The organism is Nocardia bhagyanarayanae (assembly GCF_006716565.1).
GTDB classification, from domain to species: Bacteria; Actinomycetota; Actinomycetes; order Mycobacteriales; family Mycobacteriaceae; genus Nocardia; species Nocardia bhagyanarayanae.
This window is the reverse complement of record NZ_VFPG01000001.1, coordinates 3,875,644-3,902,546: the sequence shown is the minus strand read 5'-3', so window position 1 is coordinate 3,902,546 and position 26,903 is coordinate 3,875,644. Positions and strand designations below refer to the sequence as shown.

The following is a 26,903-nucleotide window of genomic DNA, read 5'->3' as shown; positions in this document are numbered from 1 at the left end:
AGGATTGCCCGCCGAGAGGCGGGGCCCGCCGCGATGAGGGACTCGCCGAACTACGTTCACGCACCTCGCGCGCTCAGCGCACCACCATCGCCGCCGCGAGGAACGTCACGATCAGCAACATCGCGCAGTAGGTGATCAGCTGCCAGTGGCTGACGGTCTGCTGTAGGCCGGCGATGGTGGCGCGCAGGCTGTTGTCCACACGGTGGTGGTCGGCGAGCTTGCGGTTCACCTCGGCCAGCGCGTCTGCCTGTTCCTGGGCGTCGTGTTCGGCGCGCTCCAGGCGGGCGGTCAGCTTCATGACCTGTTTCTGCTTGTCACGGACCGATTTCCGGGAGAGGGCGAGCGCGGTGCGTTGATTCATCAACTCCTGCCGCTGCCGGGCGATCACCGCCGCCTGCGTTCTCGTGTGATGCTCCCAGTCGGTCACGGTGGCCCATCCTCCCGTCATCTCGTCGCGGAAACCCCAGACGATCTCACCCGATACCCAGCCGCGCAAGAACTCGCGCAGTTCGAACGGGTCCCGCCGGGGCATCGCGACCGCGCTCTGCTCGGCGTCGAGCATGCCCATCTCGGCGAGGTAATCGCAGGCGGGCGGGGCGAAGTCGGCGATGCCGAGGGCAGGCAAGTGGGCGACCCAGTAGCCGGGCTGGCACAGCCACAGCACGCCGTCGCAGCCCGCCTCGCGCAGCCGGGCCGTGTGCTCCAGGGCGAGGGTCCGGTCCAGCGCTCCGCCGCGCACCTCGATGGCATAGGTCCGCTCGCCGATCCGCCAGAGGATGTCGACGCGGATGCCCCCGATGCGCCGATCCACGTCGGCCTCGTCGGCGCCGAAGGCGACCAGCCTGCCGCACAACCAGTACTTGAGGCGCTGGATATCCCATTGGGCGTAGGCGCATCCCGGACACCGGCAGCTGTACCGGGACCGATCGCTCACCGCGGCGCGGATCTCGTCCTGGACATCGGCGATGCCCAATTCGGCGAGCACCGCCCGACGCCCGCAAGCCTGCTCCACACGCTGCGTCGTTCTCACGCGATCACTCCCCTGCCCAACACCGCACGGTCTCGCGACCTACTCCATAGATCAAGAGTGCGCCTATCTTCCTCCGCTCGCCAGCCCCCTTTACCCCGCGCTCGGGTGCGCCGCACCCGCCGCGAGGCCGCTCACCAGGCGATGTGCGCTGCGTCACAAGGGTTTTCGCAGCGACATGCGCGAGAAACACCACAGAAATTTCGGTCGATTGATACTTGCCGCCAATTCGGTGACGCGGCCGGGCGCGCCGGATCGCCCGCCCGCCGTCACGGCCGCGACGGCCGGTGCTCGCCCCGCGCCGCCAAAAGGCTGCGGATAGAATCGCCGGGCCACGCACGTAGTTCGGGCATCGACGGGGAAGAAGGTACGCATGGAGCACGGCCAGCAGGGCGCCGAGTCGGTCGGCGCGATCTTGTCGGGCATCGCGGAGCTCCTGCGCGAGGTGAGCGACAAGCTCGACAGCGTCGCCGCCCGGGTGGGCGAGGACAACGGCGTCGAGGCGCGCCTGAAGAAGCTGGAGGCGTGGGCCTTCCGCACCGAACAGAACGTTTCGTCGTTGGAAGCCCGGCTCGACGACGCAGCCTCCGGCGCTGCCGTCGAACGCACCGCCCCGCGCGCCCGCGCCGAGCACCGCGCTCCCACGGCGCGCACCGACGCGACGCGGCCCGAAACCCTACGGCCCGAAACCCCGCGCCCCGAAACCACACGCTCCGAAACACTGCGCCCCGAAGCCACACGCTCCGAAACACTGCGCTCCGAGGCCACGCGCTCCGAAACGCCGCGCCCCGAAACCACCCGCACGGAAACTTCGCGCCTCGACACGCCGCGCGCCGAACGCCTACGACCACCAACGCCACCCCGCCAAGAACCCGCGCCAGAAGGGCCGCGCACCGACAGCTTGGAAGTGGCCGCCGTCGCGGCGCGCGTGGAGCAGCAGCCCGCCGCGTCGAACGGGCTACCGCGCCGCGAGCCCGTCTCCGTCCCGCCCGCGCTGCACGATTGGGTCGAACCGAACGTCTCGCGAGGCGCGCCCTACGACGCCGCGCCCGAACCGATCTCGAACGCGCACGTGGAGCCCGCGGAGATCGCGCCGCGGACGGAAGCACCGCAGGAACGCCTGGACTACGGCAGCGTCGGCACGCCCGGTGTCGACACCGCGCCGCGGCTGAACGGTCGCCTGGAGACGCCGACGCTGACCAGCCGCCCCGAGACCAACCTCACCGCACCGCGCGCCGACCGCGAGGAACCGACCGCCGCACCCACCCAGCATCGGTCGGCCATCGAGGACAACTCGCACGTCGACAAGTTGCAGGCCATGCTCGACGAACTCAAGCGCAATCCGTCGGGCCCCTTCGGCAGACCGCTCAGCACACCCCCTGGCGACCTGCCCGCGCAATAGTCACCCGCTCGCGCTCGGCGCGAGCAACCCGCGGATCGATTCCCGCAACCACCGATGCCCGCTGTCGGCGGTGTTGCGCGGGTGCCACGCCATGCCGATCGTCACCTCCGGCAACGGCAGGGGAATGTCGAAGGCGCGCAACCCCATCGCCCGCAGCGCGTCGTCGGCCAGCCGGGCGGGCGCGGGGCAGACGAGTTCGCCGGAGCGCACCGCGAGCAGCGCGGTGCTGAGATCGGGGACGATCGCGACCACCCGGCGCGTGCGGCCGTGCAACGCGAGGCGGTCGTCGATCGGGCCGCGGGCGCGGCCGTGTCGCGAGATGGCGAGGTGGGCCGCGGCGGCATAGGCGGCCACGGTGACTCGTTCGGTGATCAGCGGATGGTCGGGGGCGGCGACGCCGACGAGGTGATCTCCGAGCACCCGCTGCACGGTGATCTCGGGATCGCTGCGTTCCAGGACGCCGACCGCGATGTCGGCGCGGCCGTCTCGCAGCGCCGACGACCCCTCCGCGCCGTCGGCCAGGAAATGCACGGTGACGCCGGGCGCCCGGCGCCGCACGGCGGCGAGCAGCGGGGCGGCGAGGTGGGCGCGGACGGTGTCGTCGGCCTGCACGGTGAATCCGCGCCGCAATCCGGCGGGGTCGGCTTCCGCGCGGGTGTCGAGCAGCGCGCGGCCGCGTTCGACCAACGCGGCGACCTCGTACCGCAATTCGAGGGCCCGCGGTGTCGGAACCAGGTTCCGCCCGGAGCGGACGAGCAGCGGATCGTCCAGCACCCGGCGCAGCCGTGCGAGCGTGCGGCTCATGGCGGGGGTCGAGGTGCCCAGGCGTTCGGCGGCTTTGGTGACGCTGTTCGTGTCGAGCAGCGCATCCAGAGCAACCAGCAGATTCAGGTCGAGGGCATCCACTCGCGGATTATCACAGACGCAATTCGGACGCGTGCGCGTTGCGCCGGTGACAATCCGCGAGCACCGCGGCTCAGGCCTGAGACGGGTGCGGGTCGCGCTGCGGGTACGGCTCGGCCGAAGCCGTGGCCGCCTCGGTGGGCGCCGGGCCGGGCGGCGTCGGCGCCGCCGGAGTCTGCCCGCGCTCCGAGAGTCCGCGATAGGCGGCGGGTTTCACGGGCCGGAACCACTGGGCGAGCCGGGTGCGCAGCGGGAGCCGGAACTTCAGGTCGGCCAGCATCTCGTCGATGTTGTGCAGGGCGAACGGGGTGATGGTCGTGCCGTGCGCGTGGTGGCCGCCGGTGCCCGCCGCCATCCACTGCAGCCGGGTGTCGATGTGTTCGCCCATCTCCTCCTGCGACGGCAGCGCGAGACGGCCGCGCAGCAACGCGGCGGTCCAGTGCGCGCCGACCTCGGCGCTGAGCGTGCCGAGCAGCGAGGAGTTGTAACCCGCGAAGGTCAGGTTCGGTACCTCGGTCGGCAGAATGTGCCGGTAGAGACGGAAATTGCCGTCGTCGTCGGTGAGCCTGCGCTGGATGTACGGGGTCAGGAACGGCACCCGCTGCTGGAAGCCGGTGGCGCACACGACGATGTCGGCGGGCAGGACCTGCCCGTCGGACAGCCACGCGGCACAGCCGGCGGGCGTGCCGGACAGCTCGGTGACGCTGGTGTCGCGCAGCACGGTGATCCGGCCGTCGCGGATCTGCTCGAAGAATCCCTCGGTGGCGATGCTCGCGGTGCTCTGCGCGATCTCCTCGAACCGGCCCTCCGGGACCAGATCGAGCTCGCGCAGGCCGAGCTTCTTGGTGGTGAGTTCCTGGATCACGTCGAAATCGGTGTCGCGGAAGCTGTGTCCGGCGCCGTGCAGGAAACGTTCGAAGCCGCGCGGGCTGTGGTAGCGGAAGTGCGCCTCGCCGAGCCGGGTGAGGAACAGCCGCTCGAAGTCCAGGCCGGTGCTGAGCTTGCGCGGCATCTTCCACAGCAAACGCCGAGCGACCACCGTGGTCTCGGCCGCGACGTGGCTGACCGCCTCGGCGATGTCACAGGCGGACTGGCCGTATCCGACGACCACCACCGACTTCCCGCGCGCCTGCTCGACGTCGAGGAATTCCGACGAGTGATAGAGCTGTCCGCCGCGCGCGAGGAAGGCCTCCGCGCCGCGGTAGTCGGGCATCGCGGGTTCGCTGAACACGCCGTTGGCGACGACGAGGTGGTCGCACGAAGTGCGGTGCACGCCCGTCTCGTCACGGATCTCCAGCAGCCAGCCGCTGTCCACCGGGTCGGCGGCCACCACCTCGGTGCCGAGGCGGAGGTTCTCGCGCAGCCCGAAGTGCCGCACGTATCCCTCCAGGTAGGCCTGCATCTGGGCGCCGTCGGGCACGCGCGGGTAGTCCTCGGGCATGGCGAAGTCCGAGAAGCGGTAGGTGTGTTTGCTGTTCAGCGTGCGCAGCCCGGGATAACGCCGGGTCGCGCTCCACACACCACCGACATCGGGAGCCCGTTCGAACACCTCGACCGGAAAACCCGCTCGGCTCAACACCTTCGCGCAGGCTAGGCCTGCGATGCCCGCACCTACGACCGCGATGCGGTTACCGCTCGTCATGGCCACCGAGATTACCCGCCCGCGGCGCGGCGCAAAGCTGGCGGGCGCAGATTCCTCGGATCTACGCCTACCTCCACCTCTTCTCCGGCCATGCGCGGGCTGACGACGGACTCCGTCCGGCTGTGTCATCTACCGTGGTGTGACCACGATTCTGGCCTTGCCGCGCGGGACTGTGGTGATATTCCGCACCCGTCCGCGCTCGGGGCGTGCGTCGGCGAGCGCCAGCGTGTGCCTGATCAGGACCTCGCGTAGAACCGCCGTCCCCTCCATCAGCGCGAAGCCCGCGCCGATGCACCGGCGCACGCCACCGCCGAACGGCAGCCACGTGTTCGGTTCGACCTCGCCGTCCAGGAACCGCGCCGGGCGGAAGGCGGCCACGTCGGGATAGCTCTCGGGCCGACGATGCGCGAGGAAGATCGAGCAGCTGACGGTGGTGCCCGCGGGCAGCTCCCATTGGCCGATCGTGGTGTCCTTGGTGAGTTTGCGTACCGCGCCGGGGATCACCGTGTGCAGACGCATCGCCTCCTTCAGCACGGCTTCCACCGCCTTGTCGTCGTCGGCTCGCACGGCCCGGTAGGTCGCGAGCTGTAGCGCCGGATCGGCGGCGAGTTCGTAGAGCGCCCAGGACAGCGCGGCCGCGGTGGTCTCGTGCCCTGCCAGCAGCAAGGTGACCAGCTGATCGCGCAACTCCGCGTCCGACAACGGCGCTTCGCCGCCACCGACCTGTAGCAGCCGGGACAGCACGTCGGTGCGGTCGGCCAGATCGGGGGCCGAGCGGCGCTCGGCGATCTCGCGGTAGAGCAGGTCGTCGATCGCGGCGAGCGTGTCGTGGAAGGACCGCCACGGCCAGTAGCGCTGCAACCGCGGGATCCGCAGACCCGCGTACTGCAGCGGGCTGATGGTGACGATGCGGTGCAGGCGCGGCGCCAGTTCGGCGCGAGTGCGTTCGTCGGTGACGCCGAAGACCACCCGCATGATCACCTCGAGGGTCAGCGCGTTCATCCGGTCCAGCGTGACCACAGTCGAGCCGGGCCGCCAGCCGGCGGTCTCCGCGGCGGCGATCTCGCTCACCAGGTCGCGATAGCCGCGCAGGGCCGTCCCGTTGAACGCGGGCATCAGCAGCTTGCGCGCCCTCGCGTGTTCGGCTTCGTCGGTGAGCAGCACCGAATGCGGACCCATCACCGGACCGAGGATGTTGTTGGCCTCTCCCGCGTGCATGTCGTACGGGTCCCCGGCGAAGATCTCCTTGACGTGCTCCGGGCGGGAGAACACCACGAGCCGATCGGCGAACGGCGGAATGCGCAACGAGAAGACCTCGCCGTAGCGGCGGCGCAGCACCGGAAGCAACGCGGCGCGGTACCGAATGTAGAGATAGCTCTGCGCGAACACCGGAAGGACCGGGCCGGGCGGGTACCCCGCTACCGTCGGTGCGTGCCCTCGACTCATCGGTCCTCCTGAGGTGTCCGCGGGGGTGTGCGAACTCAGCGTGGCACACCCCCGCGGCCCCCGGAACCTCGTCGGCGCCGCTGTGCACAACCGCGGCCCTGTGGATGATTTCGCCGAGTCGCCGCGCGAAACTCAGCGCAGCGCGGGCGACTTGGTGGTCTCCACCGGCAGATCCAGGACACCGCGGAACAGCACGCTCTCCCGCCACAGGATGTCGTCGGCGTCCACCGCGAGCCGCATATCCGGATACCGCTCCAGCAGCCGCGAGATGGCGATGCGCGCTTCCAGCCTGGCCAGGCCCGCACCGAGGCAGTAGTGGATGCCGTGCCCGAAGGCGAGGTGGCCGTTGGTGTTTCGGTCGGCGTCGAAGGCGTCCGGCGCGTCGAAGCGCTTCTCGTCGTGGTTGGCCGAACCCAGCGCGACCAGGACGAGTTCCCCGGCCGGAATCTCGGTCTCGCCGATGACGGTCGGCACCGTCGTGTAACGCAGCGTCGCCATGTTCACCGGGCCCTCGAAGCGCAGCATCTCCTCGATGAGCGCGGGCACCTGCTCCGGATTTTCCCGCAGTGCAGCGTATTTCGGCGGATCGGCGAGCAAGGTCAGCATGGTGTTGCCGATCAGGTTGACCGTGGTCTCGTGGCCCGCGATGAGGATGAGGAAGGCCATCGAGATGATCTCGTCGTCGGTGAGCCGGTCGTCGGCTTCGCTGGCGGTGAGCAGATCGGAGAGCAGGTCCGCGCCGGGCCCCTCGGCGCGGCAGCGGGCGAGCAGATCCTCGAAATACGCCACGATCGCGTCGGTGGCCACGCGCATCCGCGCCGGGTCGGCCAGGGTGATGTCGGAGACCACCGCCGACCACTCCTTGAACTGCTCGCGATCGGCGGCGGGCACGCCGAGCATCTCGCAGATCACGGTGATGGGCAGCGGAAAGGCGAACTCGTCCATCAGATCCACCGGGCCCTCGGCCGCGGCGAGGCGGTCTAGCAGTTCGTCGGTGATGGCGGTGACGCGCGGGGTGAGCGCCTCGATGCGAGCGGGGGCGAACGCGGGGGTGACCAGCTTGCGCAGCCGGGCGTGGTGCGGCGGATCGGTGTTGAGCAGGTGGTAACTGAGCCGGGCGTTGACGGCGCCGACGCCGCTCTCGCCCGCACCCTCCCTGCGGGCCCCGGCGCCGGTGTCGGTGTGCGGGTCCTTGCGAATCGTCGGATTGCGCAGCGCCTCGCGTGCCGCGTCGTAGTCGACGATCAGCCAGGCGCGCACGCCGGTGCGCAGCTGGATCTGATGCACCGGGCCCTGCGCCCGGAGCTGCTCGTAGAAGGCATACGGTGTACGAAAGAATTCCGGTGGCAGCTGTCTCATGATCGATTGGCCTTCCCCAGTCGCGAGTTATGTTGCGCCACTTCGATAGTGGCACGCGTCACGATGATCGGCCAGTATCGGCGCACTGGCCGCCGCGGTCGCCGATCCGGACGACGGTGAACGATTCGGCGGGGTGGCGGCGCAGCATCTTGCCGAACGCGCGCGCCGAGGCGGGCCACGGATTGGTCACCCGGCCGGCGCCGTGCTTGTACCAGCTCTGCTCCATCGCGGGCCAGACGGTCTTTGCCATGGCCTTGGCCAACCAGAGCTGGTGGCTGTGCGCCGCCTCGGCGGTCACCTCGATCGCGGCGGCGCCAAGTTCGGCACGCCAACGCAGACAGCGCACGATGAAGTCGACCTGGCACTCCTTCATCGTGGGATTGCTTCCCGCCGGGTTGAACGTGTTCGGCCCGGCGATGAGAAAGGCGTTGGGGTAACCGGGCACCGCCACACCGAGAAACGCGGACGCGCCGGTCGCCCACTGTTCGTGCAGCACCGCGCCGCCGCGGCCGCGGACCGTGACCGGGACGAGGAACTCCGAGGCGCGAAAACCCGTCGCGTAGATCAAGACATCGCAGCGGCGCAACGTTCCGTCGACGGTCTGGATGCCGTCGACGGTGACCCGCTCGATCGCCTCGGTGACCAACTCCACTGCGGGGCAGTTGAGCACCGTATAGAACCGGCTGTCGAAGACGATGCGTTTGCCGCCGATGGGATAGCCGGGCGTCAGCTTCGCGCGCAGCGCGGGATCGGGCACATGCCTGCGCAGATGCCTGCGCGCTGCCCACTCCACTGGCCGCGCCGACCAGCCGCGCCGCATGACCGGAGCCAGCACGCGGTCCGCGCCGTGATAGAGCATCCGGCGATAGAGCCGGTGCGCGCCGGGAATCCGCAGTGCCGCACGGGTAACCGGGCCGAACTCCGGCCGCGGCTTCGGCAGCACCCAGTGCGGCGTCCGCTGGAAGACGAACACCCGACGCGCCGTCGCCGCGAGATCCGGCAGCATCTGGGCGGCAGAGGAGCCCGTGCCGATCACCGCCACGGTCCGGTCGCGCAGGTCCACACCGTGATCCCATTCGGCCGAGTGGAACGCGGGCCCGCCGAACTCCGCGCCGCCGGGCAGGTCGGGGATGTTCGGGCGGTGCAGCTGGCCGACCGCGAAGACGACCACTTCGGCCACCGAGTGGTGACCGCATTCGGTGCCGAGTCGCCAGTGTCCGGTGTCGTCGAGGTAGGTCGCCTCGGCGATGGCGACACCGAGGCGGAGATGCCGCGCCAAGCCGTGTTCGTCGGTCACCCGGCGCAGATACGCCAAGATCTCCGGCTGGCCGGGGTAACGCACGCGCCGGTCGCGGTAGGGCGCGCACGACAGCGAGTACAGGTGCGAGGGCACATCGCACGAACAGCCCGGATAGGTGTTCTCGCGCCACACGCCGCCGACCTCGTGCCCCTTGTCGAAGATCAGGAAATCCTCGATCCCGGCGCGCTTCAGCGCGACTCCCATCGCGATGCCGCCGAATCCGGCTCCGATCACCGCGACCGCGCAGTCCAGCATTCCGCTCAACCCTCCTCACCGTCGGATAGACCTCTAGACAACCGCTAGCTACCTTGAATCTTCGTCTCGGACGAGGCGATGGATGGGAGCAGAATCCCGCCGAATGACTCTCGGTCTCAACGGGAGTCAGCAGAAGACAACGGGCGTGGGAAAAGACTGAACAAACGACAGAAGGATGTCCGAATATCTGATAGCACACTTTTGGCTAACCGATGGCGACCGACAGAAAGGAGCTGCGAGCGCCGCCAGGTTCGCGTGCGGCGCCGCGTTTACGCCATCGCCGCCGAGGAACCCGAGGGCATCCGGGGAACAGCTGCATCGCGCACGGCGCCACCACCGTCCGACCACGCGGGACCACATCGCGTGAGTGCGGATCGTGCGTGGTTTCGCGCGAACATGCTCTACTGGACGCATGAGCAACATCCCAGTCATCGTCGACCGGGCCGGATTATGGGACGCCGAAGCCCTCAGTGACGTTGCGGCCGCGACCTTTCCGCTGGCCTGCCCGCCCGACGCCACCGCGGACGACATCGAGATCTTCCTGGCCGAGGTGCTGTCCGGCGAACGATTCGGCGAATACCTGACCGACCCCGCGCGGACGGTGCTCAAGGCGGTCGCGGGCGGCGACATCGTCGGCTACGCGATGCTGCACGCGGGCGAGCCGGCGGACCCCGAGGTGGCGAGGGTCGTCGATCTGCGGCCGGTCGTCGAGATCAGCAAGATGTACGTCCTGCCCGGTCACCACGGCACGGGGGTGTCGACGGCGCTCATGCACGCCGCGCTGGAGCGGGCCCGCGAGGAGGGTTACGCGGGCGTGTGGCTCGGCGTCAACCAGGAGAACACCCGCGCCCAGCGGTTCTACGCCAAATACGGTCTGCAGACGGTCGGCACCAAGACCTTCCCCGTCGGCAACCAGCTCCACCACGACTACGTGATGCGCTTGGTCTTCTGACCGCGGCGGAACTCAGCGCACGAAATCGACAAGGGCGTCCTTGAACCCGGGATTCATCACGGCCAGCATGTGATCGCCGGGGACGACCACACAGCGACCGTCCGGCAACGCTGCGGCGAGGCGCTCGGGCTCGGCGGCGAAGGGATCGTCGGAGCCCGCGAGAACCAGCGCGGGGACGGTGATGTCGTCGAGCGTGCCGATCGGACGGTCGTCGAGACCGGTGACCACGGCGCGGATGGCGTCCAGGTCGGCGCGGACCGCGTCGGCGAGGACGCGGAACTGGCGGGCCGCCCGCGGCGCGCCCGCGCCGTCGCCGTTCATCGCCAGTCGAATCTCCTCGGGTTCCACCACTCGCCGGTCCACGCCGCCGCAGTCGAGCACACCCGAACCGATCCCGCCCACAGCGAGTTTCGCGACTCGCTCGTCGGCCGCGGCGACCAGCAGCGAGATCACTCCGCCCATCGAATAGCCCACCTGCGCGACGTCGTCGAGGTCGAGTTCGTCGTAGAGCGCGCGCACGTCCCGAGCCATCGCCGACCACGAGTACCGCGCCGCGTCGTGCGGCTTCTCCGAGCGCCCGTGCCCGCGCGCGTCCAGCGAGACGACCCGGTGTCCGGCGGCTTGCAGCGCGGCCACCACGCCCATGCTCATCCAGTTGGCGTTGGTATCGGCGACGACACCGTGCTGCAGCACCACCGTGCGACCTTCGCCGTCCCACACGCGGTAGTTCAGCTCCAGCCCGTCCCAGGTCTTGAACTTCGACATGTCCGGATCGTAGTCACACCATGCCCGCCGCGATCCCGGTCGAGCGATGAGATGCCCGCGCTGGTCGACCGGTGGCACCGAGCACCGGTCCCCGAACCGGCGTCGGACGCTCAGGCCGGCATCTTGGCCCGCAACGCGGCGATGCGGCGTCGGTCAGGCCCAAGCCGTCGTGCGCGTACGCGTCGAAGCCGCCGTAGTCACCGTGGCGCGATCGACGCCGAGCAGGGTCAGCAGCACCGCCGTGGCCAGGTCGGCCGGTGTCGCGTTGTCGAGCTGCCCGGTGCGATAGACCAGACCGGTGCGCACGAGAGTCGGCGGGCAGTCGTGCGGGCCGGTTCAGGCCGCGGCAGCCTCGAAACGGGACAGCGCCAGCAGACGCGAGATGGCGCGCAGGTACTTCTTGCGGTACCCGCCGTCCAGCATCTCCTGGGAGAAGATCTCGTCCAGTTTGGCGCCCGAGACGGTGACGGGGACGCTGGCGTCGTACAGGCGGTCGGCGAGGACGACGATGCGCAGCGCGACGGCCTGGTCGGTGACGGGGTGCACGCCGGAGATGAACACCGCCGAGAGCCCGGAGATCAGCGCGCCGTACTTGGACGGATGCAGCGTGCTCAGGTGCTTCAGCAGGGCGTCGAAGTCGTCGAGCGTGGAACCCGGTGTGGCCGAGGCGCGTTCGGCGAGCAGGTCGGCCGAGGTCGGCTCCGGCGCGGGCGGCAGGTCGCGATGCCGGTAGTCCGGTCCGTCGACGCGCACGGCCTCGAAGATCGCGCCGAGCTTCTTGATCTCGCGCATGAAATCCTGTGCGGCGAAACGCCCTTCGCCCAGCTGGCCGGGCAGGGTGTTGGAGGTGGCGGCGATCGACACGCCGCGGGCGGACAGCTCGGTCAGCAGGCGCGACACGAGCATGGTGTCGCCCGGATCGTCGAGCTCGAATTCGTCGATGCACAGCACGCTGTTGGCCGCGAGCCGCTCGACGGCGTTGTTGAAGCCGAGCGCGCCGACCAGGTTGGTCAGCTCGCCGAAGGTGCCGAAGGATTTCGGCGCGGGCGCGCTGTGGAAGATCGAGGCGAGCAGGTGCGTCTTGCCGACGCCGAAACCACCGTCGAGGTACAGGCCCGCGCCGCTGACCTGCTTCTTCTTACCGAACAGGCCCTTCTTGCCCGCGGCCTTGTGGATCTTGGCCACCTGCCCGGCGAAGTCCTCGGCCTTGCGCACGGCCGCGGCCTGGCTGGGCTCCTTGGGGTCCGGGATGTAGGAGGCGAAACTGACCTCGTCGAACATGGGCGGAGGCACCATTTGGGCGACGAGCTGGTCCGCCGGAACCTCCGGATGGCGATCGACAAGGCGTTCTTGCATGGACGAAGCCTAAAGACGTGGTGTGATGTGACTTCATGCAGCGTATCCACAATGCGATCCAGCTCACAGAGCTGAGCCGCGAAGACCTCGCCAGGCTGTACGCCTACCCCTTCGACCTCCAGGCCCCCTGGGTCCGCGCGAATTTCGTCGCAAGCATCGACGGCGCCGCGACCAGCGAGGACGCGACCGCCGGTCTCGGCACCCCGGCCGACAAGAAAGTGTTCATGCTCCTCCGCGAACTCGCCGACGTGGTCCTGGTCGGCGCGGGCACGGTTCGCGCGGAGAACTACGGCGGCGCGCGCACCAGCGCGACCCGCCGCAGGGAGCTCTACGACCGCGGGCTCGGCGGACACCCCGACGGCGCGCCGCCGCCGATCGCGGTGGTCACCGCCAGCGCCGCGCTGGAACCGGGCTGCCGCCTGTTCACCGACACCGCGGTGCCGCCGCTGATCATCACCACCAGCACCGCGCCCGCCGACCGCAAGCTCGCGCTCGCCGAAGCCGGCGGCGTGGTGATCGAGGCGGGTGGCGTCGCGGTGACACCGAAAGGTCTGCTCGCGGCGCTCGCCGAGCGCGGGCTCACCCGGGTGCTGTGCGAGGGCGGTCCGCACCTGTTCGGCGAACTGCTGGAAGCGGACGCGATCGACGAGCTGTGCCTGACCACCGCACCGGTGCTGGTCGGCGGCACCGCACGCCGAATCTCGCTGTCCGCGCACGAGTTCCGGATGCCGATGGAGCGCAGGCACATCGTGCTCGACACCGACGGCACGATGCTGACCCGATGGGCCCGTCGGTGAAACACGCGTCCGAACCTGGCAGGCTGTAGCGCATGCGCTGGACTCGAGCCGCCGTGCTGGCCTCGGCACTGTCGATGATGATCGCCGGATGCGGTGCGGGCCCGTCCGATCGTCCCGTCGTCGCCGTCGAGCATCCAGCCGTCGGCGGCGGGGAGACCTCGGCGTCGACCCCGCCCCCGCCGCCCAACGCCGAGGTGCCCAAGACCGACCTGACCTGGCGCGAGTGCACGACGCCGACCCTGAATCTGCTCGGTCTCGGCCCCGCGCCCGCCGGTCTGGTGCTGGAGTGCGCGGAGTACTCCACGCCGATCGATGCCGCGGGCAGCGTGCTCGGCAGCTTCCGCACCGGCGCGATGCGGGCCCGTCTCGCGCAGACCCCGACCGACGTCGCACCGCTGGTCCTGACCTCGGGCACGGACCGCTCCTCGACCGCGACGCTCGCCGGCCTGGCCGTCGGGCCGGCGAGCACGCTGCTCGGCGCGCGCCCGATCGTCGCGGTGGACCGGCGCGGCCTCGGCACCTCCCAGCCGATCGACTGCCTGCCGCCCGACATCCGGCGCGGCCTCGCCGACAACGCCCAGTTCGGTCCGGACGCGGCCGATCCGGTGCAGGCGGTGGCCGCGCTCAGCCGGGAGGCCACCATCTCCTGCCGCGATTTCCTACAGCCCTACGAAGGCACCTTCGACGCGCCGCACGCGGCCGACGACATCGAGCAGCTGCGCAGGCAGTGGCAGGTCGAGCACATCGACCTGCTGGGCACCGGAAACGGCGCGCGGGTCGCGCTCAGCTACGCGCGCAAGTTCGGCGATCACCTGGCGCGGCTGGCGCTCGACTCCCCCGAGGCCGTCGGCGCCGACTCGGTGACCGCCGAGGAGCACCGCCTGCAGGGCGCGGAGGCGGCGCTCACCGCGTTCGCCCAGCGCTGCACCGGGCTCGGCTGCTCGCTCGGGCCCGACCCGCGCGCGGCGATCACCGACCTGGTGCGCAGGGCGGGCGAGGGCGGGCTCGGCGACATCTCCGCCAACGCGCTGCTCACCACGATCAGCGGCTTCCTCGGCTCGCCGCGCGCCGATCAGGCCAACCGGATCACCGAACTGGCCGACGCGCTCTCGGCGGCCGGGCGCGGCGACCGGGCCGCGCTCGGCAACCTGGTGCTGCGCGAATCGGCGGCAACCGCGAGCGACGGCCAGTTCGTCAACCGCTGCACCGACATTCAGCAACCGCCCACCCCCACCAAGGCGACCGAGCTGACGGCCGCGTGGGGTCAGAAGTATCCGGTGTTCGGCCGGAGCGCGGCGATCGCGCTGATGGGCTGCTCGGCTTGGCCGGTCGCGGGGGCGCCGCCGCTGCCGGAAAAATTCACCCTTCCGGTGCTGGTGCTCGGCGGCATCGCCGACCCCGTGGTGGGCAACGGCGGGCAGGCCTCGGTGACGGGCGCGCTGGGCGCCGCGGGCGCGCGGCACGCGTCGACGACCTGGCAGGGCTGGGGGCACCCGGTCTTCACCCACTCGGGCTGCGCGCAGCGATTGCTGCTGGACTACCTGAAAGAGGCGCGGCTTCCGCAGGACGGCAGCGCCTGTCCAGCCTGAACCCGCCGGTCATAGCCTGATTGCATGGCCTGTCTCGCCGCGCCGAGACATATCCCGGCAACCTATCCGCCGCCCATCCGGTGTACCGTGCCCCAGTGTTACTTCGACAGCTCGAGCCTCGCACCGCTCGCACCACCGCCGAGGTGATCAAGTTCGCACTCTGGCCTCTCGCGGTCATGACGGTGCTGAATCGGGTATTCATCAAGGCTGTCAACGGGTTCATCACCGACGACTACAAGCCGGTCTACAACGCCTCGCTGGCCTTCCTCAACGGCCGCCCCGTCTACACCGCCAACTTCGACTCGGTGGACCCGCACTACCTGTATCCGCCGGGCGGCACGCTGCTCATCGCGCCCCTGGCGCTGATCGATCCCGAGAAGTCGCGCTGGTGCTTCATCCTGCTGAACGCCGCCGCCATCCTGCTCGCCTGGTACCTGCTGCTGCGACTGTTCAAGTACACCCTGAAGTCGGTGGCCGCGCCCGCGCTGCTGCTGGCCATGTTCATGTCCGAGACGGTCATCAACACGCTCGTCTTCACCAATGTGAACGGCTGCGTCCTGCTGGCCGAGCTGCTCTTCCTGCACCTGTTGCTAGCCCGGCGCGATTTGTGGGCCGGCGCGATACTCGGATTGAGCATCACCGTGAAACCTGTGCTGGCGCCGCTGGTGCTGATCGCGGCAGCGCGCGGGCAGTGGAAGGTGTTCATCACCGCCATCGGCGTGCCGGTCGCGCTCACCGCGATCGCCTGGCCGCTGCTGAAGGATCCCGAGCAGTTCTTCAGCAGGACCGTCCCTTACCTGCTGGAGACCAGGGACTACTTCAACAGCGCGATCGCGGGCAACGCCGCCTACTACGGCCTGCCGGACGCGCTCACGTGGGGCATCCGCCTCACGATGGCTGGACTGGTGGCGATCTCGCTGTGGATTCTCTACCGCTACTACCGCGACGACGAGCTGTTCTTCGTCACCACGTCTTCGGGTGTGCTGCTCACCGCGATGTTCCTGCTGCCCGGTCTCGGCCAGATGTACTACTCGATGATGCTGTTCCCGTTCCTGATGTCGGTGGTGCTGCGCAACTCGGTGCTGCGCAACTGGCCCGCTTGGCTGGCGATCTTCGGGTTCATGTCCTACGACAAGTGGCTGTCGGACCGCTGGCAGAGCTTCGGGCGCAACCTCGAGTACCTGCGCATCACGTTCGGCTGGGGCCTGCTGCTCATCGTGGTGTTCTGCGTGCTCGGCGATCGCTACCTGGCCGCCCGCCGGGAAGGCCGCCTGCCGTTCGGCATCGATCCGGTGTGGATGCGGACCGCGCCCGACAGTCGCGACACCGCCGAAGCGGAGGCCGCGAACGCGGCGCCCGAGGACGCGACCGAGTCCGTCACGGCGCCCGCCGACCAGGCGCAGGCCCCGGCTTCGCCCAGGTCACACAACGGGTCGGCGCCGGCCGAGGAGAAACGTATTAGCGTGGAGCAATGAGTTCCGACGCCGAAACGTCTCTACCCGCGCCACGACTCCAGCTGACGCCGCAGCAGTGGCGCGCCAAGCTGGATCCCGAGGAGTACGCGGTGCTACGCGAGGCCGCGACCGAACGTCCCTTCACCGGTGAGTACACCGACACCAAGACCGAGGGCGTGTACAGCTGTCGCGCCTGTGACGCCGAATTGTTCCGCAGCACCGAGAAATTCGAGTCGCACTGCGGGTGGCCGTCGTTCTTCGATCCGGCGAAATCGGACGCGGTGATCCTGCGTTCGGACAATTCGCTGGGCATGCACCGTGTCGAAGTGCTGTGCGCGAATTGCCACAGCCACCTCGGCCACGTGTTCGAGGGCGAAGGCTATCCCACGCCCACCGACCAGCGCTATTGCATCAACTCCATCGCTCTGCGGCTGCACCCCTCGGACAGCGCAGCCGGGTAGCCGACCGAACGCTCAGCGCAGAATACGGGTTCGCCAGCGCGCCGTGCATGCCCCGAAAACCCGGGGCACGCACGTCCGTCGTCGATCAGGGCAGCGCCGCGATGAGCTTGTCGACCTCCACGCGGGGGCCGGTGAAGAACGGCACCTCTTCGCGGACGTGCAGGCGCGCCTCGGTGGCCCGCAGATCGCGCATGAGATCCACGATCCGGTGCAGTTCCGGCGACTCGAAAGCCAGGATCCACTCGTAGTCGCCGAGCGCGAACGAGCTCACGGTGTTCGCGCGCACGTCCGGGTAGCCGCGGGCGGCCTTGCCGTGGTCGGCCAGCATCTTGCGACGTTCCTCGTCGGGCAGCAGGTACCACTCGTAGGAGCGCACGAACGGGTACACGCAGATGTAGTTGCCCGGGTCCTCACCGGCCAGGAACGCCGGGATGTGGCTCTTGTTGAACTCCGCGGGGCGGTGCAGCGCCACATTGCTCCACACCGGGGCGCTGGCCCGGCCGAGCTCGGTGGTCCTGCGGAAGTCGGAGTACGCCGCCTGCAGGTCCTCCACCCGCTCGGCGTGCGTCCAGATCATGAAGTCGGCGTCGGCGCGCATGCCCGCCACGTCGTAGATGCCGCGCACCACCACGTCGCGCTCGGCGAGCCCGTCGAAGAACGCGCGCGCCTCCTTGACGGCTGCCTCACGGTCCTCGCCAAGCACGCCCGGCTGCACCTGGAACACCGAGAACATCAGGTAGCGGATGGTGGAGTTGAGAGCTTGATAGTCGAGTCGCGCCATGTTTCCTATCGTGCCACTGGGGCGAACGCGCACCGCCGCGCGGGGCGGCGTAGGACAGCCGACGCCCTGCTGTCGCGCAGGAGAGGCTGAGCGCGATCAGCCCAGGGATTCGGCGATGCGGCGCGCGGCGTTCTCACCGGAGGCGACGCAGGCCGGGACGCCGACGCCGTGCAGGTAGGCACCCGCCAATGCGAGGCCGTCGAGTTCGGCTGTGGCGGATTCGATTTCGGCGATGCGGTCGACGTGGCCGACGGCGTACTGCGCCAGACCGCCCGGCCAGCGCTGCACGATCGCCTCGACGGGATCGATGACGGCGCCGGTGACGGTGGCGAGGTCTTCGGTGGCGGCGGCGATCAGGTCGGTGTCGGACCAGGACAGCGGGGCGTCGTCGCCGAACTTGCCGAAGGAGGCGCGCACCAGCGCGGTCTTACGCTCGGCCAGATGCGGCCACTTGCGGCTGGACAGTGTGAAAGCCTTCGCGCGCAGGGGTTCTCCGGTCGCCACCAGGATGCCGGAGTTGTCCGGCAGCGCGGTGTCCTGCGGCAGCGACAGCGCGACGACGACCGACGAGGACAGCTCGATCCCGGCGGCCGCGTCCGCCGCCCGCGGCGCGACGTAGCGCAGCAGCTTGGCGGTGACCGGCGCTGGGGTGGCCAGCACCACGGCGTCCACGAGACCGAGCGGATCGAGTACCCAGCCGCCGGTGGCGCGGGCGAGCCGGGTGGCCGGTGTCGCGGTGACGAACCGGGCGGACGCGGCCTCCGCCAGCGCGTCGAGCAGCACCCGGTACCCGTCGCGGATACCGCCGAACACCGGCGCGTCCGACGGCGGCGGCAGCGCGGCGGCCACGGCGTGGGTGAGGCTCGGCGCGCCCGCGTCCAGTGCGGCGGCCAGGCCGGGCAGGGCGGCGCGCACGCCGATCGAGCGGGAGCTGCCCGCGTACACCCCGCCCAGCAGCGGATCGACGCTGCGCTCGGCGACCTGCGTGCCGAACCGGTCGGCGACCAGGCTGTACACGTCCAGGTCGGCGTCCAGGTACCAGGTCAGTGCGCGCTCGGGTTCGGCGGCGACCCGCGCCAGCGTGTCGGCGTCGACCAGGCCGCGCAGGGACTCGGCGTCGGAGGGAATGCCCATGAGGGTGCGCGGCGGCAACGGGTGCGCCGCGCCACCGGCCCAGACCAGGGGACGCCGCCCGGCGGGTGTCACCAGCTGGTCGCTCAACCCCAGTTCGCCGAGTAGCGCGGGCACTTCGGGCCTGCGCCCGACGAACGCCTCCGCCCCCAGATCCAGTGGCTCGCCGCCCATTTCACCGGTGTGCAGGATGCCGCCGAGCCGTTCGGCGCGATCCAGCACCACGATGTCGGCGTCCGCGCCGAGCCGCGTGCGCAGCCGGTACGCCGCAACGAGACCACTGATCCCACCGCCGACAATCGCGATCCTCATGTCTGCGACGGTATCCCGTTCGCCGCCCGTTTCCACCGCCGCCTCGCTGTCCGATTCGTCACGCCCGGCGGCCACAGGCCGTCGCAGGCCGTCAGAACCCACGCTGCCCCGGGTAGTCCGGCCTCGGCGGACGATGGACCTTCCTGGTCGTCCGGCAGCAGCTCGATTTCGGCGGGTGGCAGGGGCCGGGCACGGCTGCCCCGCCGTGACCTCGGCGCGACGGCCCAGCCGAGGGGCGAGTTCTAGAGTTCGTGAACGAGCTCGACCAGGGCGGTGAGCACACCGGGGTCGGTGTCGGGAAGAACGCCGTGCCCGAGGTTGAAGATGTGGCCCGCGGCGCCCATCGTGATGGCCTGATCGGCCTCGCGGGCGATGCGCCTCGCCTCGGCTTCGACGGCCTCGGGTCCGGCGAAGAGGATGGCCGGATCCAGGTTGCCCTGCAAGGCTTTTCCGGCGCCGACGCGGCGGACCGCCTCGGTCAGCGGAACCCGCCAGTCGACGCCCACCACGTCGGCGCCCGCCTCGCCCATCGCGCCGAGCAGCTCGCCGGTGCCGACGCCGAAGTGGATGCGCGGCACGCCGGCGTCGGCGATCTCGGCGAACACCCGCTCGGAGTGCGGCAGCACGAAGGTGCGGTAGTCGGCCAGCGAGAGCGCGCCCGCCCACGAGTCGAACAGCTGCACCGCGTCGACGCCCGCGGCCAGCTGCGCCTGCAGGAACACGATGGTGATGTCGGTGAGCGCGCCGAGCAGTTCGTGCCAGGTCTTGGGATCGGCGTGCATCATCGCCTTGGTGCGCTCGTGATGCTTGCTCGGCCCGCCCTCGACCAGGTACGAGGCCAGGGTGAACGGCGCGCCCGCGAAACCGATCAGCGGGGTCTGGCCGAGCGCGTCGGTGAGCAGTCGCACACCCTCGGTGACCGCGTGCACCTCCTCGGGCCGCAGCCGGGGCAGCGCGCGCACGTCGTCGTGGGTGCGCACCGGCGCGGCGACGACGGGGCCGACGCCGGGCACGATGTCGAGGTCGATACCGGCCGCCTTGAGCGGAACGACGATGTCGGAGAACAGGATCGCCGCGTCGACGCCGTGCCTGCGGATCGGCTGCATGGTGATCTCGCACACCAGCTCCGGGTCGAAGCAGGACTCCAACATGCCGATACCCGCGCGCAGTTCGCGGTACTCGGGCAGCGAACGTCCGGCCTGGCGCATGAACCACACCGGGCGCCGACTCGGGGTGGCGCCGGTGGCGGCGGCCAGGAACGGGGCGTCGGTCAACCGGCGGCGAGTGTAGGTGCTCATCATCGCTATCGTATGCGCGCCCGGCGGGCGGCAACGGACCGGCCGAACCGGGCCGTCACGGGGCCTGAGCGGCGCGCCTCCGCCCGCGCCGGGGACACAAGGTCTACCGTCGCTTTTGTGACACCGCTCGACTTCCGCGACGGCGCCGCACCGACCGAAGGCCCCCAAGGCGAACCTGCTCCATTTCGCGCCGCGGTCGAGGCGATGGGCACCGCAACTGTGCATCCTCGGATCGAGCTCGCGCCCATCCGGCCGCCGCAACGCCTCGCGCCGTTCTCCTACGCCATCGGCGCCGAAGTCAAACACCCCGAGACACCCGTGGTTCCGGTCGAGTCCGAGGGTGACGCGTTCGGCAGGCTGATCCTGTTGCACGACCCGGACGGCGACGACGCCTGGCACGGGGTGTTCCGTCTGGTGGCCTACATCCAGGCCGACATCGACGCCGCGCTGGCCACCGACCCGCTGCTTCCCGAAGTGGCCTGGAGCTGGCTGGTCGACGCGCTCGAGTCGCGTTCGGAGCCGTTCACCGCGCTCGGCGGCACCGTCACCTCGACGAGTTCCGTGCGCTACGGCGACATCGCGGGGCCGCCGCGCGCCCACCAACTGGAGCTGCGCGCCTCGTGGACCGCGCTCACCACGGAGATGCGTCCGCACGTCGAAGCGTTCTGCGAGGTGCTGGCCTATTCGGCGGGTCTGCCGCCCGCGGGAATCACCCATCTGCGCCCGGAGTCCTATACCAGCAACGACCACAACTGACCACAACGTAAAGTTCAGGTCTATGCCGGTAGGAGACCAGCCCGAAGATGGGCGCGCGGGAGACAGCACAGCGGAACCTCTGCTCGCCCCCGTCGATGGAGTGCCGCCGGTCCTGGCCACCGCGGACGAGGTCGCCGCGGCGGCGGCGAAGCTTGCGGCGGGCACCGGTCCGCTCGCGGTCGACGCCGAACGCGCCTCGGGTTTCCGTTACTCCGCCCGTGCCTATCTGATCCAGCTGCGCCGCGCGGGCGCGGGCACCTTCCTGATCGACCCGATTCCGGTAGCGGACGCGCTCGCGCCGCTGGCCGAGACGATCAACGACCTGGAGTGGGTGCTGCACTCGGCCGATCAGGACCTGCCAGGGCTCGCGGAATTGGGGCTGCGTCCCGCGCGGCTGTTCGACACCGAGCTCGGCGGCAGGCTGGCCGGATACGAGCGGGTCGGCTTGGCCGCGATGGTCGAGAAGCTGCTGGGACGGGCGCTGCGCAAGGGGCACGGCGCCGCCGACTGGTCGACCCGCCCGCTGCCCGCCGACTGGCTCAACTACGCCGCGCTGGACGTGGAGCTGCTGCTGGAGCTGCGCGCCAAGGTCGCCGCCGACCTGGAGGTGCAGGGCAAGACCGATTGGGCGGCACAGGAATTCGAGCACATCCGCACCACCGAACCGCCGGCGCCCAAGGCCGACCGGTGGCGGCGCACCTCCGGCATCCACACCTTGCGCCGCGCGCGTCAGCTCGCCGTCGTGCGCGAGCTGTGGACGACGCGGGACGCGCTGGCCCGCGCCCGTGACGTCGCGCCCGCGCGCATCTTGCCGGACTCGGCCATCGTCTCCGCCGCGACCGCCGACCCGCGCACCATCGCCCAGCTGCGCACCCTCCCGGTGTTCGGCGGCCCGCGCCAGCGCCGGTATTCGCGGGAATGGCTCGGCGCCATCGATCGCGCCCGCGCGCTGCCGGACAGCGAGCTGCCCCCGCTGACCCAACCGTTCGACGGTCCGCCCCCGCCGAACCGCTGGGAGCGCCGCGACCCGATCGCCGCGGCCCGCTTGGCCCGCGCCCGCGCCGCGATGGGCGAACTGTCGCTAGAGCACGCCATCCCGGTCGAGAACCTGCTCTCCCCCGACCTGGTCCGCAGACTGTGCTGGGACGGACTGCCGGAATACGACCGCGGCGACACCGCCGAGCTCGCGGCCGCAGTCGACGGTTTCCTCAAGTCCGGCGGGGCGAGGCCTTGGCAGCGCGAACTCGCCGTCCCCCGCCTCACCATCGCGCTGGCACCGACGCCCGACTGAGTCCAGCGTCGTCGGACGGCCTACCGGCGATGCCCGCCTGCCTCGGTCAGACGTCGCGGCCGACGGGTCGCGGGCTGTCCAGCCCCCACGAGATGATCCGGCGCGGATGGATTCGAATCACCTCACCGCTGAGTCCGCCGCTGCTGTCGACCGCGTCGCGCAAGGGCTCGGCAACGCCGCGAATCTCGATCCCCCGCGCGACGGGCGGATCCACCGACTCGACGCTGTCGACGAGGAACGCGACGCGCGGGTTACGCAGTACGTTGCGCCACTTCTGCGTGGCGGCCAGCGCGTGGCCGACCACATCGACTGTCCGCCGATCCTCGGCCAGATGCACGCCGACCGGGCGGATCTGCGGATCGTCGTTCGGACCGACCGTCCCGAACCTGCCGATCGGCTGCTGCTCGAGGAATTCGATTTCCGCCTGTGTGAAGACCACAGCGCCTCCTCCTATGGACTCGGCCATGTAGTTGAAATTTGTACTAGTGGTAACGGGAGCGGATCCAGCAGGTATTCCCGGCCTACAACGCGACGCGCCCCGCACTCGGGTCCGAGGCGGGGCGCGCGGAGATCGCGGGGTCAGCCGGCGTCGAGCCAGCCGGTGATACGCCGGGCGATATCGATCGGGGTGAGGCCGAGTTCCTCGTGGACCTGGTTGCGCGAGGCGTGGTCCAGGAACCGCTGCGGTACGCCGAGGTCGCGGGTGGGGACGTCCAGGCCGGAGGAGCGCAGGCGGGCCGAGACGGTGGAGCCGATGCCGCCGTGCAGACCACCGTCCTCGAGGGTGACCACCAGGCGGTAGTTCTCCGCGAGCTTCACCACCGTGTCGGAGACCGGCAGTACCCAGCGCGGGTCGATGACGGTGACCGAAACGCCCTCCGGCGCGAGCAGGTCCGCGACCCGCAGCGCCGTCTCGGCGAACGAGCCGACCGCGACGATCAGCACGTCGCCGCGCTGCGCCTGCGCTGAGCCCTCGGCGTCCGGCAGCCGCAGCACGTCCACGCCGTCGAGACGTTCGACCGCCGGGATGTCCTCGGTCACACTGCCCTTCGGGAAGCGCAGCGCGGTGGGTCCGTCGTTCACGGCCAGTGCCTCGCCCAGTTCCTCACGGAGGGTGCCGGCGTCACGCGGGGCGGCGACCCGGATGCCGGGGATGATGCCGAGCACCGACAGGTCCCACATGCCGTTGTGGCTGGCGCCGTCGGAACCGGTGATGCCCGCGCGGTCCAGCACGACGGTGACGGGCTGCTTCAGCAGCGCCACGTCCATCAGCAGCTGATCGAAGGCGCGGTTGAGGAAGGTCGAGTAGATCGCGACCACGGGGTGCAGACCGCCGAGCGCGAGACCGGCCGCCGACGCCATGGCGTGCTGTTCGGCGATGCCGACGTCGAACATGCGGTCCGGGAACCGCTCGCCGAACGCGGCGAGACCGGTCGGGCCTGGCATCGCGGCGGTGATGGCGACGATGTCGTCGCGCTGTTCGGCGTGCGCGATCAGTTCCTCGGAGAACACCGAGGTCCAGCCGACCGCCTTCGGGCCGCCGACGGGACGTCCGGTCAGCGGGTCGATGGGGTCGCAGGCGTGCATCTGGTCGGCGACGTGGTTCTCGGCGGGCGCGTAGCCGCGACCCTTCTGGGTGACCGCGTGCACCACCACCGGACCGCCGAAGTCCTTGGCGCGGCGCAGCGCCGCCTCCATGGCGGCGACGTCGTGGCCGTCCACCGGGCCGACGTACTTGAGCCCGAGATCGCTGAACAGCTCCTGCGGGCTCACCGCGTCCTTGATGCCCGCCTTCACCGCGTGCACCATCGAGTAGGCCGACTCGCCCACCCGCGGAATGCTCTTGAGAATCCGCTTGCCCGCGTCCAGCGCGACCTCGTAGGCGGGCTGGGTGCGCAGCGCGGTGAGCCGGTCGGCGAGGCCGCCGATGGTCGGCGCGTAGGAGCGGCCGTTGTCGTTGACGACGATCACCACCGAGCGGTCCGGCGCGGCGGCGATGTTGTTCAGCGCCTCCCAGCACATGCCGCCGGTGAGCGCGCCGTCGCCGACGATCGCGACGACGTGCCTGCCCTGTCCGGTGAGCTGGAACGCCTTGGCCAGCCCGTCGGCGTAGGACAGCGCCGCGGAGGCGTGCGAGGACTCCACCCAGTCGTGCGCGCTCTCCGCACGGCTCGGGTAGCCCGACAGACCGCCCTGCTTGCGCAGACCGTCGAACTGGTCCTTGCGGCCGGTGAGGATCTTGTGCACGTAGGCCTGATGGCCGGTGTCGAAGATCAACGGGTCGGCGGGCGAATCGAAGACCCGATGCAGCGCGATGGTGAGTTCCACCACGCCGAGGTTCGGTCCCAGGTGACCGCCGGTGGCGGCGACCTTCTGCACCAGGAACTCGCGGATCTCCTCCGCCAGTTCCTTCAGCTCGGCCACGTTCAGCCGGCGCAAGTCTTCGGGCGTGTCGACCCGGGAAAGCACTCCCACCTGAACTCGCTCCCTCCGGATAGCGCTTCTGATCCGATCAGTCTACGGAGCGGTGACAGTGCCTCTTTCCGACAACTGCCTGTCACCAGCCGACTTCGTCGCGACATGTGAGACTGGACACGCGCGAGCCGGACGAAAACGTCCGGCCGTGCGCTCTACGGTATACCTGTCGGCCACGCGGGGCCGGACGGAGTACGCCCGAAGTTCGCGCACGCCCGCGGCGAACGGCCATACAGTGGTCGGGTGGCCGAGCCCGAGCGAGCGGTTCCGCGAACGACCGATTCCGGTGTGGTGGCACGCATCGTCGCCGACGTGTACGCCGAGTGCCTGGCCGACCGGTCCGGGGAGCCGGCCGACTACATTCCCGAACTCGCTGCGGTGCAAGCGGATTCGTTCGGCCTGTGCGTGGCCACCGCCGACGGACGGGTGTACGGCGCCGGTGACGTGCAGGCTCCCTTCACGATCCAGTCGATCTCCAAGCCGTTCACCTACGCGCTGGCGCTCGCCGATCGCGGGCCCGCCGCGGTGGCCGAGCGGATCGACGTGGAGCCCTCCGGCGAAGCGTTCAACGAGATCAGCCTGGACCCGGTGACCGCGCGTCCGCGCAACCCGATGATCAACGCGGGCGCCATCAGCGCCGCCGCACTGATCGGCGGTCGCGACGCCGCCGAGAAGTTCGAGCGGGTGCGCCGCTGCTACTCCCGCTTCGCCGGGCGCGAGCTGCGCGTGAACGAGGCCGTCTACGCCTCCGAGGCGCGCACCGGCTACCGCAACCGCGCCATCGGCTACATGCTGCGCTCCTTCGGCGTCATCGACTCCGATCCGGACGAGGCGGTGGACCGCTACTTCCGGCAGTGCTCTATCGACGTCACCTGCCACGACCTCGCCGTGATGGCCGCGACACTGGCCAACAACGGCGTCAATCCGCTCACCAGGGAGCGGGCCCTGTCGAGCACGCTGACCGAACAGGTGCTGAGCGTGATGACAACCTGCGGGATGTACGACGCGGCGGGCGAGTGGGTGAGCACCGTCGGCATGCCCGCCAAGAGCGGGGTCGGCGGCGGCATCCTGGCGGTGCTGCCCGGGCAGATCGGGATCGCCGTCTACTCCCCGCGCCTGGACCGGCACGGCAACAGCGTGCGCGGTGTCGCGGCCTGCCGGGAACTGTCGCGGCGGCTGGAGCTGCACTTCCTGCACGTCACCCGGTCGGCGCGCACGGCGATCCGCGCCGACTACACGGTGGTGGAGGTGCCCTCCCGGACGCGGCGCAGCACCGAGGAGATCGCGGTGCTCGACGAGCACGGACACCGGGCCAGGATCTACGAACTGCACGGCGACCTGCTGTTCGCGGGGGCCGAGGGCGCGGTACACGCGATCGAGAAGCGAGCCGGAGAACTGGACGCGCTGGTGATCGACCTGCGCCGGGTGGGTGAGGTCAGCGCGATCGCGGTGACCATGCTCGACGAGCTGCGACGCGAGCTGGCCGCGACCGGGTGCCTGGTCGCGCTGGTGGACCCGGACGCCAAGCTGGGGCGTCTGGTGTCGAGCGTGGACCCCGCGGATCCACGCGGCCGGGTCTTCGTCGACCGCGACACCGCCACGGAGTGGTGCGAGGACATCGTGCTCGCCCGCCACCGTCCCGCCGACGAACCGGCGTGCACGTCGATCACGGTCGAGGAGCATCCAGCGCTCGCGGCGCTCGCCCGCGAGGCGCGGGCGCGGCTGGCGGAGGATTTCGAGATGCGCACCGTCGCGCGTGGCGAGGTGATCGCCCACCGCGGCAGCAGCCGTTCCGGGCTGTATCTGATCTTGGAGGGCCGGGTCCGGCTCAGCTTCGAAGGCGCCGACGGACGCGCCCACCGGCTGGTCACACTCTCGGCGGGCATGTCGTTCGGCGAGATACCCATGCTGGTCGGCACTCCGTTCGTGAACGAGGCGCGGGCCGAGACAACCGTCCGAGTCGCGGTGCTGAGCCCCGCCCGCTTCGACATGCTCGCCGAACGCGCGCCGGAGCTGAAGCTGGCGCTGCTGGAACGGCTGGCGGCGGGCGCGTACGCCCAGATGGACGCCGCCGTGCGCGCGATCGCGGTACGCGGCGGGGACTATTGAACCGAATATCCGTTGAGCCGGCGACGAGGACCGGCAGCACCG

At 70.3% G+C, this 26,903-nt stretch carries 23 protein-coding genes; 9 read left to right on the top strand and 14 right to left on the bottom strand.

The genetic code is table 11. From position 1 onward, the window contains the following. Positions 1–73: 73 nt before the first annotated feature. Positions 74–1,030 (bottom strand): hypothetical protein, encoded by a 957-nt coding sequence (locus tag FB390_RS16685; protein WP_246124060.1) that lies wholly within the window; start codon positions 1,028–1,030, stop codon positions 74–76. 370 nt (positions 1,031–1,400) lie between these two features. Here FB390_RS16685 and FB390_RS16680 point away from each other — a divergent pair, with 370 nt between their 5' ends. Further along, positions 1,401–2,429, top strand: a complete 1,029-nt coding sequence (locus FB390_RS16680) for a hypothetical protein (RefSeq protein ID WP_141809761.1) — start codon at positions 1,401–1,403, stop codon at positions 2,427–2,429. Here FB390_RS16680 and FB390_RS16675 read toward each other — a convergent pair whose 3' ends face one another. The 5 genes from FB390_RS16675 to FB390_RS16655 form a co-directional block, all read right to left on the bottom strand. Further along, positions 2,430–3,335 (bottom strand): LysR family transcriptional regulator, encoded by a 906-nt coding sequence (locus FB390_RS16675; protein ID WP_141809760.1) that lies wholly within the window; start codon positions 3,333–3,335, stop codon positions 2,430–2,432. It lies immediately after the preceding gene. A gap of 70 nt (positions 3,336–3,405) precedes the next feature. Beyond that, a complete protein-coding gene (locus FB390_RS16670; protein WP_141809759.1) occupies positions 3,406–4,974 on the bottom strand; it encodes a flavin-containing monooxygenase in 1,569 nt (522 codons plus the stop codon). A gap of 129 nt (positions 4,975–5,103) precedes the next feature. Further along, positions 5,104–6,420, bottom strand: coding sequence for a cytochrome P450 (locus FB390_RS16665; RefSeq protein WP_141809758.1), 1,317 nt, complete (start codon positions 6,418–6,420; stop codon positions 5,104–5,106). A gap of 132 nt (positions 6,421–6,552) precedes the next feature. Continuing rightward, positions 6,553–7,779 carry a cytochrome P450 family protein gene (locus FB390_RS16660; protein WP_141809757.1) on the bottom strand — a complete coding sequence of 409 codons (1,227 nt, stop codon included), beginning with the start codon at positions 7,777–7,779 and terminating at the stop codon, positions 6,553–6,555. Positions 7,780–7,837: 58 nt separating this feature from the next. Continuing rightward, entirely contained in the window at positions 7,838–9,334 is a 1,497-nt protein-coding gene (locus tag FB390_RS16655; protein ID WP_141811830.1) for a flavin-containing monooxygenase, read from the bottom strand. Between the two features lie 412 nt (positions 9,335–9,746). On the opposite strand from FB390_RS16655, the gene FB390_RS16650 reads away from it, so the two are divergent. Next, a complete protein-coding gene (locus FB390_RS16650; protein ID WP_425465869.1) occupies positions 9,747–10,286 on the top strand; it encodes a GNAT family N-acetyltransferase in 540 nt (179 codons plus the stop codon). 12 nt (positions 10,287–10,298) lie between these two features. Here the strand turns inward: FB390_RS16650 and FB390_RS16645 are convergent, their stop codons facing one another. The 3 genes from FB390_RS16645 to zapE form a co-directional block, all read right to left on the bottom strand. Then, on the bottom strand, positions 10,299–11,051 hold the full coding sequence (locus FB390_RS16645) for an alpha/beta fold hydrolase (RefSeq protein WP_141809756.1): 753 nt from the start codon (positions 11,049–11,051) through the stop codon (positions 10,299–10,301). A gap of 153 nt (positions 11,052–11,204) precedes the next feature. Then, on the bottom strand, positions 11,205–11,357 hold the full coding sequence (locus FB390_RS33550) for a hypothetical protein (protein ID WP_185757055.1): 153 nt from the start codon (positions 11,355–11,357) through the stop codon (positions 11,205–11,207). A 30-nt stretch (positions 11,358–11,387) separates the two neighbouring features. Then, positions 11,388–12,407, bottom strand: coding sequence for a cell division protein ZapE (zapE, locus tag FB390_RS16635; RefSeq protein WP_141809755.1), 1,020 nt, complete (start codon positions 12,405–12,407; stop codon positions 11,388–11,390). Between the two features lie 35 nt (positions 12,408–12,442). On the opposite strand from zapE, the gene FB390_RS16630 reads away from it, so the two are divergent. The 4 genes from FB390_RS16630 (at position 12,443) to msrB (ending at position 16,708) form a co-directional block, all read left to right on the top strand. Then, positions 12,443–13,204, top strand: a complete 762-nt coding sequence (locus tag FB390_RS16630; protein WP_141809754.1) for a pyrimidine reductase family protein — start codon at positions 12,443–12,445, stop codon at positions 13,202–13,204. A gap of 32 nt (positions 13,205–13,236) precedes the next feature. Further along, complete coding sequence (locus FB390_RS16625; protein ID WP_141809753.1) at positions 13,237–14,793, top strand: alpha/beta hydrolase; 1,557 nt, start codon at positions 13,237–13,239, stop codon at positions 14,791–14,793. A 95-nt stretch (positions 14,794–14,888) separates the two neighbouring features. Next, positions 14,889–16,268 (top strand): glycosyltransferase family 87 protein, encoded by a 1,380-nt coding sequence (locus FB390_RS16620; protein WP_246124059.1) that lies wholly within the window; start codon positions 14,889–14,891, stop codon positions 16,266–16,268. Beyond that, the gene (gene msrB / locus FB390_RS16615) at positions 16,265–16,708 is read left to right on the top strand and encodes a peptide-methionine (R)-S-oxide reductase MsrB (RefSeq protein WP_067779651.1); all 444 of its coding nucleotides are present in this window, start codon (positions 16,265–16,267) and stop codon (positions 16,706–16,708) included. The genes FB390_RS16620 and msrB overlap by 4 nt, the downstream gene beginning before the upstream one ends. Before the next feature lie 85 nt (positions 16,709–16,793). On the opposite strand, the gene hemQ is transcribed toward msrB, so the two are convergent. The 3 genes from hemQ to hemE all read right to left on the bottom strand — a co-directional run bounded on the left by hemQ (position 16,794) and on the right by hemE (position 20,230). Continuing rightward, positions 16,794–17,489: a hydrogen peroxide-dependent heme synthase gene (gene hemQ / locus FB390_RS16610; protein ID WP_141809751.1), complete on the bottom strand. Its 696-nt coding sequence runs from the start codon at positions 17,487–17,489 to the stop codon at positions 16,794–16,796. Between the two features lie 96 nt (positions 17,490–17,585). After that, positions 17,586–18,932, bottom strand: coding sequence for a protoporphyrinogen oxidase (locus FB390_RS16605; protein WP_141809750.1), 1,347 nt, complete (start codon positions 18,930–18,932; stop codon positions 17,586–17,588). Positions 18,933–19,174: 242 nt separating this feature from the next. Beyond that, positions 19,175–20,230, bottom strand: a complete 1,056-nt coding sequence (gene hemE / locus FB390_RS16600; RefSeq protein WP_141809749.1) for a uroporphyrinogen decarboxylase — start codon at positions 20,228–20,230, stop codon at positions 19,175–19,177. A 204-nt stretch (positions 20,231–20,434) separates the two neighbouring features. Between hemE and FB390_RS16595 the strand changes: the two genes are divergently transcribed. Next, positions 20,435–20,986, top strand: coding sequence for a DUF3000 domain-containing protein (locus FB390_RS16595; protein WP_246124058.1), 552 nt, complete (start codon positions 20,435–20,437; stop codon positions 20,984–20,986). 22 nt (positions 20,987–21,008) lie between these two features. Continuing rightward, a complete protein-coding gene (locus tag FB390_RS16590) occupies positions 21,009–22,277 on the top strand; it encodes a ribonuclease D (protein WP_141809747.1) in 1,269 nt (422 codons plus the stop codon). 46 nt (positions 22,278–22,323) lie between these two features. Here FB390_RS16590 and FB390_RS16585 read toward each other — a convergent pair whose 3' ends face one another. After that, the gene (locus tag FB390_RS16585) at positions 22,324–22,716 is read right to left on the bottom strand and encodes a PPOX class F420-dependent oxidoreductase (protein WP_141809746.1); all 393 of its coding nucleotides are present in this window, start codon (positions 22,714–22,716) and stop codon (positions 22,324–22,326) included. A gap of 140 nt (positions 22,717–22,856) precedes the next feature. Then, positions 22,857–24,752, bottom strand: a complete 1,896-nt coding sequence (gene dxs / locus FB390_RS16580) for a 1-deoxy-D-xylulose-5-phosphate synthase (protein WP_141809745.1) — start codon at positions 24,750–24,752, stop codon at positions 22,857–22,859. A gap of 243 nt (positions 24,753–24,995) precedes the next feature. Here dxs and glsA point away from each other — a divergent pair, with 243 nt between their 5' ends. Next, positions 24,996–26,861: a glutaminase A gene (gene glsA / locus FB390_RS16575; RefSeq protein WP_141809744.1), complete on the top strand. Its 1,866-nt coding sequence runs from the start codon at positions 24,996–24,998 to the stop codon at positions 26,859–26,861. Positions 26,862–26,903 lie beyond the last annotated feature (42 nt).